This is a genomic window from Amycolatopsis sp. NBC_00355 (genome assembly GCF_036104975.1).
Classification (GTDB): Bacteria; Actinomycetota; Actinomycetes; order Mycobacteriales; family Pseudonocardiaceae; genus Amycolatopsis.
On the sequence record NZ_CP107982.1, the window covers coordinates 873,841 to 891,236 of the forward strand.

At 73.0% G+C, this 17,396-nt stretch carries 15 protein-coding genes; 5 read left to right on the forward strand and 10 right to left on the reverse strand.

Annotated features, from left to right (window positions below):
- The first annotated feature begins 37 nt into the window (after positions 1 to 37).
- Positions 38 to 1,021: a TIGR01777 family oxidoreductase gene (locus tag OHS18_RS03835; RefSeq protein WP_328615941.1), complete on the forward strand. Its 984-nt coding sequence runs from the start codon at positions 38 to 40 to the stop codon at positions 1,019 to 1,021.
- Here OHS18_RS03835 and OHS18_RS03840 read toward each other — a convergent pair whose 3' ends face one another.
- The 4 genes from OHS18_RS03840 to OHS18_RS03855 form a co-directional block, all read right to left on the reverse strand.
- Positions 1,022 to 1,627: a hypothetical protein gene (locus OHS18_RS03840; RefSeq protein WP_328615942.1), complete on the reverse strand. Its 606-nt coding sequence runs from the start codon at positions 1,625 to 1,627 to the stop codon at positions 1,022 to 1,024.
- Positions 1,628 to 1,705: 78 nt separating this feature from the next.
- A complete protein-coding gene (locus tag OHS18_RS03845) occupies positions 1,706 to 2,533 on the reverse strand; it encodes an NAD(P)H-binding protein (RefSeq protein ID WP_328615943.1) in 828 nt (275 codons plus the stop codon).
- 151 nt (positions 2,534 to 2,684) lie between these two features.
- Positions 2,685 to 4,484, reverse strand: coding sequence for a serine/threonine-protein kinase (locus tag OHS18_RS03850; RefSeq protein WP_328615944.1), 1,800 nt, complete (start codon positions 4,482 to 4,484; stop codon positions 2,685 to 2,687).
- On the reverse strand, positions 4,481 to 6,349 hold the full coding sequence (locus OHS18_RS03855) for a serine/threonine-protein kinase (RefSeq protein WP_328615945.1): 1,869 nt from the start codon (positions 6,347 to 6,349) through the stop codon (positions 4,481 to 4,483). The genes OHS18_RS03850 and OHS18_RS03855 overlap by 4 nt, the downstream gene beginning before the upstream one ends.
- Positions 6,350 to 7,276: 927 nt before the next feature.
- Between OHS18_RS03855 and OHS18_RS03860 the strand changes: the two genes are divergently transcribed.
- Complete coding sequence (locus OHS18_RS03860) at positions 7,277 to 8,131, forward strand: NAD(P)-dependent oxidoreductase (RefSeq protein ID WP_328615946.1); 855 nt, start codon at positions 7,277 to 7,279, stop codon at positions 8,129 to 8,131.
- On the opposite strand, the gene OHS18_RS03865 is transcribed toward OHS18_RS03860, so the two are convergent.
- Entirely contained in the window at positions 8,115 to 9,152 is a 1,038-nt protein-coding gene (locus tag OHS18_RS03865; RefSeq protein ID WP_328615947.1) for an NADPH:quinone reductase, read from the reverse strand. The two genes, OHS18_RS03860 and OHS18_RS03865, sit on opposite strands and share 17 nt — an antisense overlap.
- A gap of 192 nt (positions 9,153 to 9,344) precedes the next feature.
- Here OHS18_RS03865 and OHS18_RS03870 point away from each other — a divergent pair, with 192 nt between their 5' ends.
- The 3 genes from OHS18_RS03870 to OHS18_RS03880 all read left to right on the forward strand — a co-directional run bounded on the left by OHS18_RS03870 (position 9,345) and on the right by OHS18_RS03880 (position 9,949).
- Positions 9,345 to 9,503 (forward strand): hypothetical protein, encoded by a 159-nt coding sequence (locus OHS18_RS03870; RefSeq protein ID WP_328615948.1) that lies wholly within the window; start codon positions 9,345 to 9,347, stop codon positions 9,501 to 9,503.
- 62 nt (positions 9,504 to 9,565) lie between these two features.
- Positions 9,566 to 9,742 carry a hypothetical protein gene (locus OHS18_RS03875; protein ID WP_328615949.1) on the forward strand — a complete coding sequence of 59 codons (177 nt, stop codon included), beginning with the start codon at positions 9,566 to 9,568 and terminating at the stop codon, positions 9,740 to 9,742.
- A 75-nt stretch (positions 9,743 to 9,817) separates the two neighbouring features.
- On the forward strand, positions 9,818 to 9,949 hold the full coding sequence (locus OHS18_RS03880; RefSeq protein WP_328456008.1) for a hypothetical protein: 132 nt from the start codon (positions 9,818 to 9,820) through the stop codon (positions 9,947 to 9,949).
- A gap of 12 nt (positions 9,950 to 9,961) precedes the next feature.
- Here OHS18_RS03880 and glgC read toward each other — a convergent pair whose 3' ends face one another.
- The 5 genes from glgC to OHS18_RS03905 all read right to left on the reverse strand — a co-directional run bounded on the left by glgC (position 9,962) and on the right by OHS18_RS03905 (position 17,294).
- Complete coding sequence (gene glgC, locus OHS18_RS03885) at positions 9,962 to 11,179, reverse strand: glucose-1-phosphate adenylyltransferase (protein WP_328456006.1); 1,218 nt, start codon at positions 11,177 to 11,179, stop codon at positions 9,962 to 9,964.
- Positions 11,176 to 12,330, reverse strand: a complete 1,155-nt coding sequence (glgA, locus tag OHS18_RS03890) for a glycogen synthase (protein ID WP_328615950.1) — start codon at positions 12,328 to 12,330, stop codon at positions 11,176 to 11,178. The genes glgC and glgA overlap by 4 nt, the downstream gene beginning before the upstream one ends.
- Positions 12,331 to 12,422: 92 nt before the next feature.
- Positions 12,423 to 14,261: a glycosyltransferase gene (locus OHS18_RS03895; RefSeq protein ID WP_328615951.1), complete on the reverse strand. Its 1,839-nt coding sequence runs from the start codon at positions 14,259 to 14,261 to the stop codon at positions 12,423 to 12,425.
- A 4-nt stretch (positions 14,262 to 14,265) separates the two neighbouring features.
- Positions 14,266 to 15,777: a hypothetical protein gene (locus OHS18_RS03900; protein WP_328615952.1), complete on the reverse strand. Its 1,512-nt coding sequence runs from the start codon at positions 15,775 to 15,777 to the stop codon at positions 14,266 to 14,268.
- Complete coding sequence (locus OHS18_RS03905; protein WP_328615953.1) at positions 15,774 to 17,294, reverse strand: hypothetical protein; 1,521 nt, start codon at positions 17,292 to 17,294, stop codon at positions 15,774 to 15,776. The genes OHS18_RS03900 and OHS18_RS03905 overlap by 4 nt, the downstream gene beginning before the upstream one ends.
- Positions 17,295 to 17,396: the final 102 nt, after the last annotated feature.

The following is a 17,396-nucleotide window of genomic DNA, read 5'->3' on the forward strand; positions in this document are numbered from 1 at the left end:
GGTCGGGTGCGGGGGACGACCGTGAAGGGGGAACGTCATGAAGGTGGTGCTGCCGGGAGGCTCCGGCCATCTGGGCCGGGTGCTGAGCCGGGCCCTGACCGGGCAGGGGCACGAAGTCGTGGTGCTGAGCCGGCGCGACGCCGGACCCGGGCCGTGGACGCGGTGCGTGCGGTGGGACGGGCGCACCCCCGGCGCCTGGACCACCGAGATCGACGGCAGCGACGTCGTCGTCAACCTCGCCGGCCGGTCGGTGAACTGCCGCTACACGGCGGCGAACCTGCGGGAGATGATGACGTCCCGGACCGACTCGGCCCGCGTCGTCGGCGGCGCGATCGAACGCGCCGAGGCGCCGCCGCGGGTCTGGCTGCAGATGAGCACGGCGACGATCTACGCCCACCGGTTCGACGCGCCGAACGACGAAACCACCGGCGTGCTCGGCGGCGCCGAACCGGACGCGCCCGCCTACTGGGGCTACAGCGTCGACATCGCGCGGGCCTGGGAACGGGAGGAGGAACGGGCGGAGACGCCGCGGACCCGCAAGGTCGCGCTCCGGACGTCGATGGTGATGAGCCCCGAGCCCGGCGGCGCGTTCGAGGCGCTGCTGCGCCTGACCCGGCTGGGTCTGGGCGGCCCGGTCGCGGGCGGCGCGCAGTACCTGTCGTGGATCCACGAGGACGACCTGCTGCGCGCGATCGACCTCCTCATCGCGCGGGACGACCTGAGCGGCCCGGTCAACCTCGCGGCGCCGGAACCGCTGCCGTACCGCGACTTCCTGCGTGCCCTGCGCGCGGCGGCGGGCGTCCCGTTCGGCCTGCCCGCCACCCGCTGGATGGCCGGACTCGGCGCGTTCGTCCTGCGCAGCGACCCGGAACTGCTGCTGAAGAGCCGCCGGGTGGTCCCGGGACGGCTGCTGGACGCGGGCTTCGAGTTCGAGTTCCCGGCGTGGCCCGCGGCCGCCGACGACCTGGTGCGCCGCACCAGGTCGTCGCGTCGAAGGGCACCGCGCGTGTCGACCTCCTGATCACACGAGATCGCGGCCGGCCCGGAAGAACTCCGTGATCGTGCCGTCGAGATCGGTCAAGGGCCGGGCCGCGCCGAAGGGGGCGTTCCAGAACCCGCCCTCCCTCGGCTCGAACGGGCCGACGTACGCGTACGGCTCACCCAGGTAGCCGTCGCCGGGGGAGACGCCGTAGTTGACCTCGTCCAGCGTGATCGCGACGTCGAAGTGCTCGGGCCACAGCACCGGCGTCGCGTCCGGCGCGAGCTCGCGCAGCGCCCGGTCGCCGTCGGCGAAACCCCGCAGCAACGTCGTCAGCGCCGCGGCGTCGAGGGTGATCGTCTCGTCCGGCCGGACGCCGGGCCCGCCCGAGTAGACGCCCTCGGGCTCACCCGCGGTCAGCCCGGCCGCCGCGGCGACGTCGAGGTACGTGCGGCCGGCCAGCGGGACGCGGACCGAGTTCGTCACGAGGTGGTCGCCGTCGAGCCGCAACGCCGGCGCGACGACCGTGGCGAACCCGCCGTCGGCCACGCGCAGTTCGATCCGGCCGGCCGCCCGGTGCTGCGGGCCGGCCAGCAGCAGTTCGGCGACGCCGTGGAGGGAGCGCCTGGTGGTGGCGAGTTCGGTCACGCCGCCGAGTCTAGGCGCCGGCGAGCCGAACCCGCGGTGTTCGCGCCCCGGGTGCGAACACCGCGAGCAGGCTTGCGCCTAGCGCCGCGGGAAGTGCTCGGCGGCCCACTGCCCGAACCCGATCCCCGGGCGGCCGAGCACCTTCTCGACGGTGCCGGTCGCCGGCGAGCCGCCCCGCGCCGCGTCGGCGATGAAGGCGAGGATCGCGTCGACGACCTCCGGCTTCTCGAACTGCCCGAACCGGTGCCGTGCTTCGGTTTCCGTCAGTTCCTCGATCCGGACCGGGACGCCGGCGGCGGCCGCGATCAGCTCGACCTGCTCGCGCTGGGAGAGCAGCCGGGGCCCGGTGAGCATCCCGTCGGCGGCGTCGTGGCCCAGCAGCGCCGCGACGGCGACCGCCGCGACGTCGCGTTCGTGGATCGGCGCGGTCTTCCCCTCCGGGTGCACCAGCCGCACCACGCCCTCGTCGCGGAGCGAGTCCGCCCAGTTCAGCGCGTTGGTCGCCAGCACCAGCGGGCGGATCGGCGTCCAGCGCAGGCCGGACGCCGTCATCGTCGCCTCGACCGCGCGGTGTTCTTCCGCGATCAGGTTGCCGGCCGCGGCGGGGAGCAGCACGCTGCCCGACGACAGCACCACGACGTGCTCGACGCCGGCTTCCCTTGCCGCGGCGGCAAAATCGTCCGCGCCGTCGGTCGGCGCGTAGACGAAGACCTGCCGCACGCCGCGCAGTGCCCCGGTCAGCGTGGCGGGCCGCGTCAGGTCGGCCGCGACGACCGGGACGCCGGCGGGCAGGTCCGCGGTCGCGGGGTTGCGCACCGACGCGCGCACGGGTTCCCCGGCGGCGAGGAGCTGGTCGACGACGTGCCGCCCGACACTTCCGCGGGCGCCGATCACCAAAGTGGTCATGATGGTCCTCCTGCTCGGCTACCGCGGGAGGTCTCGCACGACGGCTCACCTCACGCGGCAGGCAGTTGTTACCTGGCGCGCCAAGGGAGTCACGGTCGTGACGGGCGAAACGTTCCGACGCTTCACTTCGCCTGTCGCCAAGTTACCACGGTCAGGTTTTCGGCAGTTTCGCGACCAAGGCCTTGCCGAACACGACGGCCGCGGCGCAGGAGCCGCCGGGTTTCGACGTGAAGATCCGGACGTGCTCCACCTGGTCCGCGTCGTAGGGCCGGTGGTCCCAGGTCAGGAAACAGCTGTCGCCGAGCGCCCGCTGGGTGGCCGTCCGGCCGCCGAGGCCGACCGGCGACCCGGCGTCGGGCACACCGGCGGTCAGCTTCTCGAACGACAGCTTCAGCGACGTCGTCGCGGTCCACTCGCACGTGCGGAGCCCGGTGAGGGCGACCTGGCGGACCGGGCCCACCGCCTGCGCCACCGCGGGTTCGTCGAGCACGGCGCACGGGTCCAGCGCCAGGAAGGTCCCGGGCGCCAGGTCGTACCGGTCGTTGCCGGCGCCGATCCGCTTCAGCGCCTCGCCGAGCGCGGTCTTGGCCAGGTCGCAGGTGTCGGCGATGGCCGTCACGCCCAGTTCGGCCTGCGCCGGGAGCTGGACGGTCGCGTCGCACGTACTGCCCCCGACCTTGCTGAGCAGCACCGGCCTGCCGTCGAGGTCCCCGGCCGGGCTCCCGCCGTCCAAGGTGAACCGGTCGCCCAGCTTGAGCGTGACCTTCCCGGCGGAGCGCGGCCGGTAGTCGCAGCGGTCGAAGTACAGCGTGTCCTGGGCCTGCAGGGTGCCGACGCCGGTGAGGGAGACGCCGTTCAGCACCTTGCAGGGATCGGTGCGGCGCAAGGTGTCCAGGCTCGTCGGGTCCAGGTTCGCCGACGGCGGCGGCGGGTCCGCGCCGAAGACGTTCACCGCGATCAGGCTGCCCGCGGCGAGGGCGGCCACGGACGCCAGCACGACGGTGACCGGCACCCAGCGTCGCTTCGGCGGCCGCGGGACCGGCGGGGCCACGGGGGCGGGGACCGGCCAGGACAGCGCCGTGCGGACCGCGGCCTCCTGGCCCTCGATCAGCCGGTCCACCGCGGGCGGCCACGGCCGGGTGCCCGGCGCCACCGGGCCCAGGTGGTCCAGGATCCGGTGCGGCGCGGGACGCCGGGCCGGATCCTTGGCCAGGCACGGTTCCACGAGCGCGCGGATCTCCGGCGCCAGCCCGGTGAGGTCGGGCTCGGCGTGCACGACGTTGTAGAGCATCTGCGCGGTCGTCGCGCCGGTGAACGGGCCGCGGCCGGTCGCCGCCATCACCAGCAGGCCGCCGAGGGAGAAGACGTCGCTCGCCGGCGTCAGCGGCCGGCTTTCCGCTTGCTCGGGCGACATGAACGCGGGGGAGCCGATGATGCCGCCGGTGCCGGTGAGGTCGGCGCCGCCCTCGGTGGCGCGGGCGATGCCGAAGTCGATCACCCGCGGGCCGTCGCCGGTCAGGAGTACGTTGCCCGGCTTGAGGTCCCGGTGGATCAGCCCCACCCGGTGGATCTCGGTCAACGCGGACGCGAGGCCGACGGCGAGCCGTCGCACGGCGTCCACCGGCAGCGGGCCGGTGGCGTCGACGGCCTCCTTGAGGGACGGCCCGGTGACGAACACCGAAGCCAGCCACGGCGTCTCGGCGTCCGGATCGGCGTCCATCACGGCCGCGGTGAACGCGCCCGAAACCCGTTGCGAGGCCTGCACTTCCTGCCGGAACCGGGTGCGGAAGCGGGCGTTGTGCGCGAACTCCGGGTGCACCTGCTTGAGCGCGACGAGCCGGCCGTCCGGCGCCACGCCGAGCAGGACGCGGCCCATGCCGCCCTCGCCGAGTGCGGCGACCAGGCGGTATCGGCCGGCGGTCCGGGGGTCACCCGGCTCCAGCGGCCTCACGGTTTCGGCAGCCCGGACTTGACCGTCTTGGCGAAGTCCTGCGCCTGGCGGCAGGTCTCTTCGACGGTGAGCGAGCTGGCGGAGGTGCTGTAGCCGACGATCACGTTCTCCGAAGTTTTGTCGTCGTAGGGCCGGTGCCGCCAGGTGAGGGTGCAGTTCACCTTGGCGGGGTTGTACCGCTTCGTGGTGACGTAGGCGGTGACGCCGTCGAGGTCGGTGGTGGTGCTGGAGTCGTAGTACGAATCGGTGGTGCGGAACGGCGGGATGCCCCGTTCGAGCGTCACGGTGACGTCGCCCGCGACGGCCCAGTGGCATTCGTGCAGCCCGCGCGGCTCGACCTTGGTGACCGGCCCGACGATCCGCTGGGCGGTCGCGATCGGGACGAGCGGACAGGGGTCGATCGGGGCGAGGCTGCCGGCCGGCGTCGCCGAAGTGCTGCCGCGCAGGCGGTTCAGCGCCTCGCCGAGAGCGGCTTTCGCGACGTCGCAAGGGTTGTCGAACTTCTCGGCCGACCCTTCGGCCTCGACGCCGATCGTGGTGTCCGCGCGGTCCACCACCGGCACGGCGGCGGTGCAGCCACCGGCCTTCTCCTCGACGTTCAGCGGCAGGCCGTCCAGATCCCCGGCCGGTGTGCCCTTCGCGGCGACCGGGCCGCCGATCGTCAGGTCCAGCCACTGGCGCCGGGCGGTCTCGTAGGTGCAGCTGAACAGGTGGACGTCGATCTTCGGGGTGAGCGGGCCCGCCCCGGGTGCCGAGGGCAGCACCTTGCAGGGGTCGACGCCCCGGAGGCGGTCCGGGCCCAGCGGGTCCGGGTTCGGCGCGGACGTCGTGGTCACCGGTGTGGTGGCGGGCGGGCTCGCCGCGGTCGTGCCCGGGTCGTCGCCGGTCAGCGCGACGGTGGTGATCGTGCCGCCGATCACGGCTACCGCGGCCGCCGCGGCGAGCGCGCTCCGGAGGCCGCGCCGCCGTGGCTTCGGCGGTTTCGTGAGGACGTCCTGGACTTCGGCTCGGCGGCGCGCGATCAGGGCGTGCACGGCGGGCGGCCACGGGCGGGGGACCGGCGGCAACGGGCCGAGGAACTCGAGGATCCGCGCGGGCGACGGCCGTCGCCCCGGATCCTTGGCGAGGCACGGCTCGGCGACGGCGCGGACGTCCGGCGGGAGGGCCCGCAGGTCGGGGTGCGTGTGGACGACGTTGTAGAGCGACTGCGGCGCCGACGCCCCGGCGAACGGACTGCGCCCGGTCGCGGCGAGGACGAGGAGCGCGCCGAGGGAGAAGACGTCGCTCGCCGGCGTCAGCGGCCGTCCTTCGGCCTGCTCCGGCGACATGAACGCGGGCGAGCCGAGGATCGCGCCGGTGTGGGTGAGGTCGGTGCCGCCCTCGGCGGCGCGGGCGATGCCGAAGTCGATGACACGCGGGCCGTCTTCGGCGAGCAGGACGTTGCTGGGCTTGAGGTCCCGGTGCACCAGCCCGGCCCGGTGGATCCCGTCGAGCGCCGACGCCAGCCCGGCGGCGAGGTGCCGCACGTGCGCGGGCGGCAGCGGCCCGGTCGAGTCGAGCGCCTCCTGCAACGACGGCCCGGCGACGAACACGGAGGCCAGCCACGGCGTCTCGGCGTCCGGATCGGCGTCCATGACGGCGGCGGTGTAGGCCCCGGAAACGAGCCGCGAGACGTCGACCTCCCGCCGGAACCGTTCCCGGAACCCGGCGTCGTGCGCGAACCCCCGGTGCACCCGCTTGACAGCGGCGAGCCGGCCGTCGGGCGAGACGCCGAGCAGTACGCGCCCCATCGCGCCCTCACCGATCGCGGCGAGCAGCCGGTACCGCCCGACCTGCGCCGGCTCACCCGCACCCAACGGCTCCACACCCACCTCCGCGGGCGATCGTAGAGCGAACGAGTGACGCGGTGGCCGCGAATGTCCACATCGGTGGCGCCGATCACCCGGCGCGCCGGAGGTCGTGAGGGGCACCCTCAGGGACTTGAGCGCCGTGAGGGGCACCCTCACGGACCGGGAAGCCGGCGGCCCAGGGCGCAGACCCGACCCAGGCTCGGCTCGGGACCGGGGGCCGCCGGCTGAGGTCGTGAGTGTTTGGACGGGTTCTAACCCGTCAAACACTCACGACCGGCTGCGGGAGGCTGGCTGTGGGAGGCCGGCTGCGGAGGACTGGTCGCGGGTGGCTGGCTGTGGGAGACCGGCTGCGGGTGGCTGGCTGTGGGAGGCCGGCTGCGGAGGACTGGTCACGGGTGGCCGGCTGGGAGACCGGCTGCGGGAGGCCGGCTGCGGAGGACTGGTCGCGGGTGGCCGGCTGCGGGAGACCGGCCGCCAGAGCGCGGTCGCGGGAGACCGGCTGCCCGTGCACGGTCGGCGTTTCGTGCGCCGCACCAGCGAGTCCGCCGGCCCCGAGGCCGTGAGGGGCACCCTCAGGGACTTGAGCGCCCTGAGGGGCACCCTCAGGGACCTGAGCGCCGTGAGGGTGCCCCTCACGGACCGGAAGCCGTGAGGGGCACCCTCACGAAGACCTCGCCGGCAGGCGAGGTCAGGGGTGCAGGAGGATCTCCCCACCGCGCGGCGTTCCTCGAAGTCCGCGGCCGCCTCGGCTAGGGGGTACGTCCGGCCGAGCAGCGGAGGCGGCCCGCCGCCGGACGTCCAACTGCCCCTCGCCGGGCTCGGGCGTGGGTAGCGTGATGGGGCCAGGACCTCGGGCCCGCCGAACCGGGTGGCCGTGGTCGCTTCCGTCCCCCGAGTCTCGAACCTCGAAGACACTCGAGGTCAAGCGCGAAAGGACCACCCGTGCAGACTTCCGTCGGACTGCTCCACCCCGGGGCGATGGGCGCCGCGGTCGGCGCGCTTCTCGTGGACCGGGGTTTTCCCACCCGCTGGCTGCCCGCCGGGCGCGGTCCCGCCACGCGACGGCGGGCGGCGGAAGCCGGGCTCATCGAGGCCGCCGACCTGAGCGGCTGCGACGTCGTCCTCGGCATCTGCCCGCCCGCCGCCGCGGTCGACGTCGCCCGGGAGGTCGCCGCGAGCGGGTTCGCGGGCGTCTACCTCGACGCGAACGCCATCAGCCCCGGGCACGCGCGGGAGATCGAGGAGCTGTTCGACGGTCGGGCGAGTGTGGTCGACGGCGGGATCGTCGGGGCGCCGCCGCGGCACGACGGGTCCACGCGCCTCTACCTGTCCGGCAAGGACGCCGCCCGCGTCGAAAGCCTCTTCGCCGGGACTTTCCTCAAGCCGATCGTGCTCGACGGCCCGGTCGGGCGGGCCTCGGCGCTCAAGCTCGCGTTCGCCTCGTACAACAAGCTCACCTACGCGCTCGCCGCGCAGGCCCACGCCCTCGCGGCCCACCACGGCGTGGACGACGTCTTCCGCGAGCTCGCCGGGGCGGTCCGGCGGGACACCCCGCTCGGCGCGCCGGGCGCTCTCGAATCGGCGGGACAGCGCGCCTGGCGGTGGGAGGGCGAAATGACCGAGATCGCCGCCGCCTGCACCGAAGCGGGGCTGTCCCCGGCGCTGCTCACCGCCGCGCGGGAACTGTTCGGCCGCTGGCGCGACCACCGCGACGACGAAGGGGTGACGGCCGGCGAGCTGCTCGCCGCGCTGACCGTCACCCGGGACGTCACCTCAAGCGTCACCCAGCCGGGCTGACGTCGATCAGCACCTTCCCGGTCGCGCCCTCTTCCGACGCGACGTGCGCCTTCGCGGTGTCGGCCAGCGCGAACCGGTGGACCGGCACGCCCCGGTCGTCGCCGAGCCGCAGCGCGCCGTCGGCGAAGGCCGCGTTGATGTCCTCGGCGCCGGCTCGCAGCTTGTCCGCCCCGACCGTGTAGAGCACCAGGAACTGGTACCGCGTGTTCAGCCACAGGTTGGCGCCGAACTCCAGGCTGATCGTGCCGGTGCCCCGGTCGTCGCCGTAGGCCGCGACGGTGCCTCGGGCGCGCAGCACCTGCGCGTGCAGGGGAGCGTTGACGCCCAGCGCGACCTCGACGACCACGTCGACGCCGTCCGGCGCGATCTCGAGGATCCGGGTGGCGAGCTCCGGGTCCGGGTAGCGCAGCACGTGCTGGGCGCCGGCCGCGCGGGCGAGGGCGGCCTTCGCGTCGCTGCTGACCGTCGCGATCACCGTCGCGCCGGCCCAGCGGCCGAGCTGGATCGCGGCGTTGCCGACCGCGCCGGCGCCGCCGCTGACCAGCACCGTCCGGCCGGCCAGGGCGCCGGGGGAGAGGCGCGACGGGCCGTCCTCGGCGACGGTGAGCGCGCGGTGGGCGGTCAGGGCCGGGATGCCGAACCCGGCGCCTTCGTCGAAGCCGACGCCGTCGGGCAGCGCGGCGAGCTTCCCGGCGGGCAGGACCGTGTACTCCTGGGCGGTGCCCGACTCCGGCGCGTGCGTGCCGGCGAGGAGCGTCCAGACCCGATCGCCGGGGGCGAAGCCGGTCACGTCCGGGCCGACCGCGTCCACGACCCCGGCGCCGTCCTGGTTGGGGACGGTGTCCGGTACTTCGGTCCCGGCCTCGGCGCCCCGGCCCTGCCGGGCCTTCCAGTCGGTGGGGTTGACGGCGGACACCACGAGCCGGACGCGGACCTCGCCGGGCCCGGGCTCCCCGGCGTCCCGCTCCGACAGCGACAGCTCTTCGGGTCCGCCGTGGCGGCGGTAGACGACAGCTTTCATGACCCGTGCAATCCCGCCGGGCCCCCGGGTTATTCCCGGCCCGCCGGAATTGGATGACGTGCGGAAATGCCGGGCGTTTCCGGTCCCGGCCGGAAAATGGCGGGTAAACGCGCGCGGTAGGGGTGATCCCCCGGCCGGGCGATTTTCGGTGTTGCCCGAGCGAAATCGGCCCGCGCCCCGGAAACTGGGCGCGTGGGAGAGGAATTGCGCACATCGCGCGAAGAGCGGTCGAAGCGTGACGAAGGTGAGCCGACGCCCATCTTCGACGCCGTGGCCAGCGCGGCCCGCGCGGGTTCGGCGGAGAACGCGAATAAGGGGAATCCGGCGGGCGGGGCCGAATCGGGGCGGTGACCGGCGGGAATGGCCCGGTCGCCGATCGGTTTTCGGGCGTGCCGGTGGCGAGGGAGGTGCCGATGCGTGCCTGGCGGGGCCTGGCCGTGACGTATGCGGTGGTCGCGGTGATACAGGTCTACCTCGCCGTGACGACGGGGGTCGTCTGGGCGGTGGCACTCGCCGCCGTCTTCCTGCTGGTAGCGGTGGCGTGCGGCCTCGCGGCGTGGCGGCCGCGCGGCGGGCACCGCGGAACTTGAGGCAGATTGTTCGACGTCCGCGCGGAAGCTGTAGCATCTTGGCTGCACGTGCATCTGCGGGTGAGGAGCAGGACGTTGGCGGGCGTCGTGAACAGCATGATCGCTGCCGAGTACGCGGCGGGAGCGTCCATCTCGGAGCTGGCCGAGCGCTGGGGCATCGACCCGCGCCAGGTCGTCGAACGGATCTCCGCGGCCGACGGGGCCTGACGCCGGCGCGGCTCAGATGGCGCGTTCCCCCTTGCCCAGCACCACGATGCCGCCTTCGCTCACGTGGTAGTGCCCGCGGTCGCGAGCCAGGTCCACGCCGATGTGCGCGCCCGGCGGGACCACCACGTTCTTGTCCAGGATCGCCCGGCGCACCACCGCGCCGCGGCCGACGCGGGCGCCGTCCAGCAGCACCGAGCCCTGGACGACCGCGCCGTGCTCGACGAGGACGTCGGGCGAGAGCACCGAATCGACGACCTGCGCGCCCGAGATGATGCAGCCGGGGCTCACGATCGATTGGTTCGCCGAGCCGCCCTCGACGAACTTCGCCGCCGCGCGCTGGCCGGGGTGGGCCAGGATCGGCCACTTGCGGTTGTAGAGGTTGAAGATCGGGTGCGTGGAGATCAGGTCGGTGTGCGCGTCGTAGTAGCTGTCGATCGTCCCGACGTCGCGCCAGTAGCCGTGGTCGCGTTCGGTCTCGCCGGGCACGACGTTGCCGCTGAAGTCGTAGACCGCCGCCTCACCGGACTTCACCAGCGCCGGGATGATGTCGCGGCCCATGTCGTGGTGCGACGCGGCGTTCTCGGCGTCGGCGTGCAGCGCCTCCAGCATCACCTTCGTCGTGAAGATGTAGTTGCCCATCGACACGTACGACTCGTCGGGGGAGTCCGGCAGGCCCGGCGGGTCGGCGGGCTTCTCCAGGAACGCGTCGATCATCAGGCCGTCGGTGGTGCGGATGACGCCGAACGAGCTCGCCTCGGCGCGCGGCACCCGGATCCCGGCGACCGTGACGCCGGCGCCGGAGGAGATGTGGGTCTCCAGCATCTGCCGGGGGTCCATCCGGTAGATGTTGTCCGCGCCGAACACCGCGATGTACTCGGGGTCCTCGTCGTAGACCAGGTTGAGGCTCTGGTGGATGGCGTCGGCGCTGCCCTGGTACCAGCGCGGGCCCAGCCGCTGCTGCGCCGGCACCGGCGTGACGTACTCGCCGGTGAGCGCCGAGAGCCGCCACGTCGTCGAGATGTGCCGGTCGAGCGAGTGCGACTTGTACTGCGTCAGCACGCACAGCCGCCGGATCCCGCCGTGCACCAGGTTCGACAGCACGAAGTCGACCAGCCGGTGCACACCCCCGAAGGGCACGGCGGGTTTGGCGCGGTCGGCGGTGAGCGGCATCAGGCGTTTGCCCTCGCCGCCCGCGAGCACGATGCCCAGAACGTCGGCTCCACTGTTCACGAGGACCTCCCGCACGCTTCGTAGAGGGCGACCGTCTGCTCGGCGATCGCCTTCCAGCCGAACTCGCCGACCGCGCGCTCGCGGCCGGCGGTACCCATCGCGGCGGCCCGGTCCGGGTCGCCCACCAGCTCGTTGAGGGCCGCGCCCAGCCGCGCCTCGTACCCGGCGGTGTCCGCCTCGTCGTAGTGCACCAGCAGGCCGGTCCGGCCGTCGTCGACGACCTCCGGGATCCCGCCGACGTCGCTGGCGACCACGGCCGTGCTGCACGCCGCCGCCTCCAGGTTCACGATGCCGAGCGGCTCGTAGACCGACGGGCAGGCGAACACGGCGGCGTGGGTGAGCAGCTGCACGACCTCGGGCCGCGGCAGCATGTCCGGGATCCAGCGGACGCCGGTTCGGGTCTTCTCCAGGTCGGCGACCAGGCCGCGGAACTCGGCGTCCAGCTCGGGGGTGTCCGCGCCGCCCGCGCACAGCACCAGCTGCGTGTCCGGGTCGAGTGCGGCAGCGGCCCGGACCAGGTGCGGGACGCCCTTCTGCCGGGTGATCCGGCCGATGAACAGCACGTAGGGCCGGTCCGGGTCGACGCCGTGCTTCGCGAGGACGTCGGTGCCCGGGTCGGGCCAGTAGAGGGCGGTGTCGATGCCGTTGTGGATCACGTGGACGCGCTCGGGCGGCACGGCCGGGTACGCGGTGAGCACGTCCTGGCGCATGCCGGCGCTGACCGCGACGATCGCGTCGGCCGACTCGTAGGCCTCGCGTTCGATCCAGGACGAGACGCGGTAGCCGCCGCCGAGCTGCTCGGCCTTCCAGGGCCGCAGCGGCTCCAGCGAGTGCGCGGTGACCACGTGGGGAATGCCGTAGGTCATCTTGGCCAGGTGGCCGGCCAGGTTCGCGTACCAGGTGTGGCTGTGCGCGAGGTCGTGGCCGTCGAGGGCGTTCGCCATCGAGACGGCGATGTCCATGGTCGTGAACGCCGGCTGTCGGTAGCCGTGCGGGTCGGTGTGCCCGGTCGCGTCCGGCCGGTCCGGGCCCCAGCAGTGCACGTCGAGGTCGACGAGCGACCGCAACTCCCGGGCGAGGAACTCCACGTGGACCCCGGCTCCGCCATAGACCTCCGGCGGGTACTCCCGGGTGAGCAGGCCGACCTTCATGAGGAGAACCCTATGGCCTCACCACCCTGCGGCGCAGTCTGGCGTCCCGGCGAATCTCCAGGAGTTTCCGGTGACCGATGCGGTAGGGGCCGTCAGAGGCCGTAGAGCCGGGTCCAGTTCTCCCGTGAGGTCAGCTCCGGCACGGCGCCCTGGTACCGCGCCTGCGCCCCGGCGCCCTCCTTGCGCAGCCGCTGGATCACCCGGACGCCGCGTTTGGCCAGGTCGAAGGTCTTGGCGCGGTCGTAGGAGCGGACGCGGACGCCGTCCTGGTTGGCGTCGGTGACGACCACCGTCGAGAACAGCGACGTGTGCCACCAGTGGGCCTCGTCGGCCGGGACGGCGCCGAGCCCGAAGCGGTGGCGGCCCCGGGTCTGGTCGAGCAGCCGCTTGAGCAAGATCACCACGGTCCGGCTCGGCGGCGGGGCGCTGTTGATGATGCCGATGTCGTTGGACGCGATCCCGGGGACGTCGGTGGCCTTGTGGCGCTTGGTCTCCGGGTACTGGTCGCGGATCCGGCGGATCTCCTTCATCGCTTCCACGCCACCGTCGCGCAGGACTTCAGGGCCTTCGAGGAAGTCCTCCACGGCCTTGATCAGCGTCGCGGACAGCCCGTACTGCATCCCGAGCAGGTACCGCACCAGCTGCGCGAGCAGGACGCGGGAGAGCAGGTTGAGGTTGAACGGGGAGTGCAGCGCGGCGGTGATGATGGAGTTGCGCAGGTTGAAGTAGCGGTGCCACTCGTCCCAGTCCTTCATGTGGAAGTCCGCGTGCCACACCCCCGCACCCGGCAGCGTCACCGTCGGGAAACCGTGCGCGCGGGCCCGGTAGGAGTACTCCGCGTCGTCCCACTGGAAGAAGAACGGCATCGGATACCCGGTGGCCTGCACCACCTCGTACGGGATCAGGCACGACCACCAGCCGTTGTACCCGGCGTCCAGGCGGCGTTCCTGCCGGTTCGGCTTCAACGTCTCCTCGTCCACCCCGAGCAGGTCCGCGGTGGTCAGGGAGTGCTCGACCGGCTGACCGGGCTCGAGGGTGTTGAGGCGGGCGTATTCGGCGCCGACGTGGAGCTGGTTGGGGTGGAACAGGTTCAGCATCTGCCCGCCGACGATGATCGGGTTGGCGGCGCGGTTGGAGAACGCCGTCATCCGGATCACCAGGTCCGGCTCGAGCAGCACGTCGTCGTCCATGAACAGGACGTTGGCGTGGGCGGTGGCGGTGTGCCCGGCGACCTCGTAGAGCCCGCGGGTGAACCCGCCGGCGCCACCGAGGTTCGGCTGCTTGATGTAGTGCAGCTTCTCCCCGAGGTCCTTGACGACCTGGTCGAACCCGTCACGGGATTCGACGAGGTCGGTGCCCTGGTCGGCGACGTAGATCGCGTCGAGGGTGTCCAGCGACGACACGTCCGCGGCCAACGCCTGCAGGTTTTTGAGGCAGTCGTCGGCGCGGTTCATGGTGCAGATGGTGACCGCGGTCGGGCGGATCGTCTCGGGCGCTTCGACGGTCCAGCGGACCTGCTCGACGCGCAGGGTCTGGCCGCCTTCGGTTTCCAGGTCGAGCCAGAGCGCGCCGCCGTCGTAGAACTTGTCCAGCTTCCCGGTGAGGGCGATCTTGTGCTGGGTGACGTCGGTGACCTGCTCGGCCTCGATGACCCGCGGTTCACCTTCGACGTCGGAGGCACCCATGGACAGCAGCCCGGTTCCGGTCACGACGGCCTCGACCGAGACTTCGGTGACGGTGGTCCAGCGCTGCCAGTAGGAGGCCGGGAACCGCCCGAAGTACGTGTTACCGGACACCCTCGTGCCCGGGTCCAGCCGGATCGAGCCGCGGTCCCGGATCGCCGAACCGGTGCGGACCTCGGCGTAGAGGTCTTTGCTGACGATCGGCGCCGGGCCCGCGTACAGGCCGCGCTGCGCGGTGAGGTCGGTCATGTGCTCAAGCTCCGCTTCCGTTGCCCCGGACGAGATACAGCTGCTGGGTGCCGGCCCACGGGGACGTCAGCGTCCAGTGGGCCAGCGCTTCCGGCGGCGGGTCGCCGCGCACCAGGGCGTAGTCGGTGACGATCGGCCGGTCGCCGTGGTCGAAGTACCGGAAGTTGACGTCGACCAGCGCGCGGCCGAGCGCGCCCAGGTGGGCCTGGCGCTCGGTGATGGCCGGGCCGACCGCGCCGCGGTCGTCGAAGAGGTCGACGATCGCGCAGCCGCAGCTGTAGGCGAGCACGCCGATCTCCCCGCCGCTGCGGACCGTGCCGCCGCCGACCAGCCGGCCCAGCTCCGGGCCGATCCGCTCGTAGTCCGCCGTCGAGTCGTGGTTGGACATCAGCGGCGCGAACGGCCGCGGCAGGCCGTCCGAGACGTAGAAACCCACGCTCAGGACCAGCACGCCGGTGACGGCGACCGCGCCGGCCACCCGGGCGGGCACGCGCACGCTGGCCGCCGCGGCGGCGGCCAGGAAGAGCGTCACCGTGACCAGGCTCGGGCCGTAGTACCAGTGGTAGGGCGGCACGTGCAGCCGCGTGTAGGCCAGGTAGTGCGCGAGCCCGGCCGGCACCAGCGGGGCGAACGGCAGCACCTTCGTCCATTGTGGACCACGGCGGCCGGAGCCGGCCAGCCACAGCAGGAAGGCGCCCAGTGCGAGGGCGGCGGGCAGGAACGACAGCGCCGTCGCCCACGGGAAGACCCGGGCGTACAGTCCCGCGCCGTTGCCGAAGTCCCAGGTACCCCAGGATTTCTGCAGTGTCTTGATGATCACCGTGTCCGGCACCGCCGACCCGAGCACCACCCAGCTGAAGGCGAACCAGGGGAGGGCGACGGCCGCCGCGGCGAGCACCGTCTGCCAGGCCTTCTCCCAGAACCGGCGGCGCAGCAGGAAGAGCACCAGGGCGACCACGACCAGGTCGAGCCGGACCAGCGCGACCAGGCCGGTCAGCACGCCGAACGCGATCGGCCGCCGTTCGCCGGCGCACACCAGCAGCCAGGCGATCCCGGCCGCGCCGAGCTCGACCTCCAGCCCGATCGAAGACAGCAGCAGCGGGTTCACCGTGAGCAGCGCGACGGCGGCCGGCGCGAACCAGGCCGGCAGGCCCGCCCGCGTCCCGGTCCGGCGCAGCGCGAGGACCAGCGCCACCTGGCAGAGCACGAACAGCACACCGCACGCCAGCGCGGCGTCCCGCAGCACGAACGTCAGCACGGCGAGCAGCAGGACGTTCAACGGTGACGTCGCGGTGTTCGACGTCTCGGCCGTGATCAGGCCCCAGTGCCCGTGGAAGGCGACGTTGCGCGCGTAGGACAGCGTGATGAACGTGTCGTCGATCAGGTGCGGGCGCACCGCGGCGAACACCAGCGCCGAACCCGCGGCGACGGCTACGGGCAGCACCCAGCGCCGTGGGGTGCGGGGCCGCCGTTCGGGAGCCGCGTCCACAGCGGGCGCCCGATGGGCGACGCTCACGGCTCGCGGGTGAGGACGAAGTGCCCGACGCCCTTGGCCGCCGAGTACACCTGCCAGCTGTCCGGCCCGGTGGCCGGGCCCGAGGCGTACTGCAGCCGGTAGTCCCGCTTGCGGGGCGTGGCCGAGCGGTCCAGCCAGTGGTAGTTCACCCGCAGCGCCAGGCTCATCACCGGGCTCGCCGTCGCGATCCGTTGCTGGACCAGCGAAACGGCCTCGCCGCGATCGGAAAAGACGTCGAGGATGGCGCACTGGCAGTAGTAGGCCAGGGTGCCGATCTCGCCGGGACTGGCGACGCTCGCGCCGTCGAGCCGCTTGCCGAGCTCGGTGCCGACCCGGGCGTAGTCCTGCGCGCTGGCCCAGTTCCCGAACACGACCGGCGACTTCCAGGGCAGGCCCTGCGAGGCGTCGACCGCGGCGCCGCCCAGCACCAGCACCCCGGTCAGGCCCAGCGCGAGCAGCGGGGGACCGGTCCGCAGCGCCGGCTTCTCGTGCGCCTGGGCGTACCAGCTGCCGAACGCGGCGACGGCGAACGCGCTCGTCGCCGTCACCGGCGCCACGTAGTACCAGTGGAACGGGCCCACGCCGAGGTAGGAATAGGCGATGTAGTAAACGATCCCGCCCGCGGCCAGCGCCGCGACCGGGCCCAGCGGCGGGAAGTCGGGCCAGCGGACGGCGAACCGCGCCGCGGCCCACCCGGCGAGCGCGACCACGCCGACAACGGCCGGCAGGAACGACACGAGCACGGTGACCGGCCAGCCCAGGTAGTACATCATCGGCCCGGTGCTGTAGCTCCACGGCGCGAACAGCCCGGCCTGCGACTGCTTGATCACCAGCGTGTCGGGCACGAACGAGCCGAACGCGATCCAGCTGACCAGGAACCACGGCGCGGTCGTCAGGACCGCGAAGCCCACCGCGGGCAGCAACCGCCGCCGGATCGCGGGCGTGCCGAGCGCGATCACCACGACGAACACGACAAGGTCGAGCCGGGTCAGGATGGCCAGCCCGGCGGCGACGCCGAACCAGACCGGCCGGCCTTCGAGCGCGAGCGCCGTCAGCACCAGCAGGACGGCGGGGATGAGCAGGACTTCCAGCCCGATGGCAGACAACACGAACGGGTTCAGCAGCACCAAGGTGACGCCGAGCACACCCGCCGCCGTCGGCAGCGACAGCACCCGCCCGATCCGCTGCCACGCCCAGCCGAGCGCGCCGCCGCACACCACCGTCAGCACGCCCAGCGCGATCACCGGGTGCGCGCCGCCGAAGATCCGCGTCACCAGCGTCAACGCGCCGAGCAGCAGGATGTTCAGCGGCGACGTCGCGGAGTTCGCCGGGGAACCGGGAATCATGCCCCATTCACCGTGTTCCGCGAGGTTTTTCGCATACGCGAGGGTGATGTAGCTGTCGTCGGTCAGGCTGCCTCGCACCACGAGGAAGACCAGCGCGCCCAGCATCGCCCCGAAAACGGGCAGCAACCAGCCCCGCGACACTCTCGTTTTCCCGTTTTCTACCGCAAGCACCCGTTCACCTCGCGGATCCGCCACCTGTGCGGAGTCCGCCATCTGCCCGATCGACATGCCCCGGGGACCGTAATGACACTTCATTACAGGAGTGCTACGCCC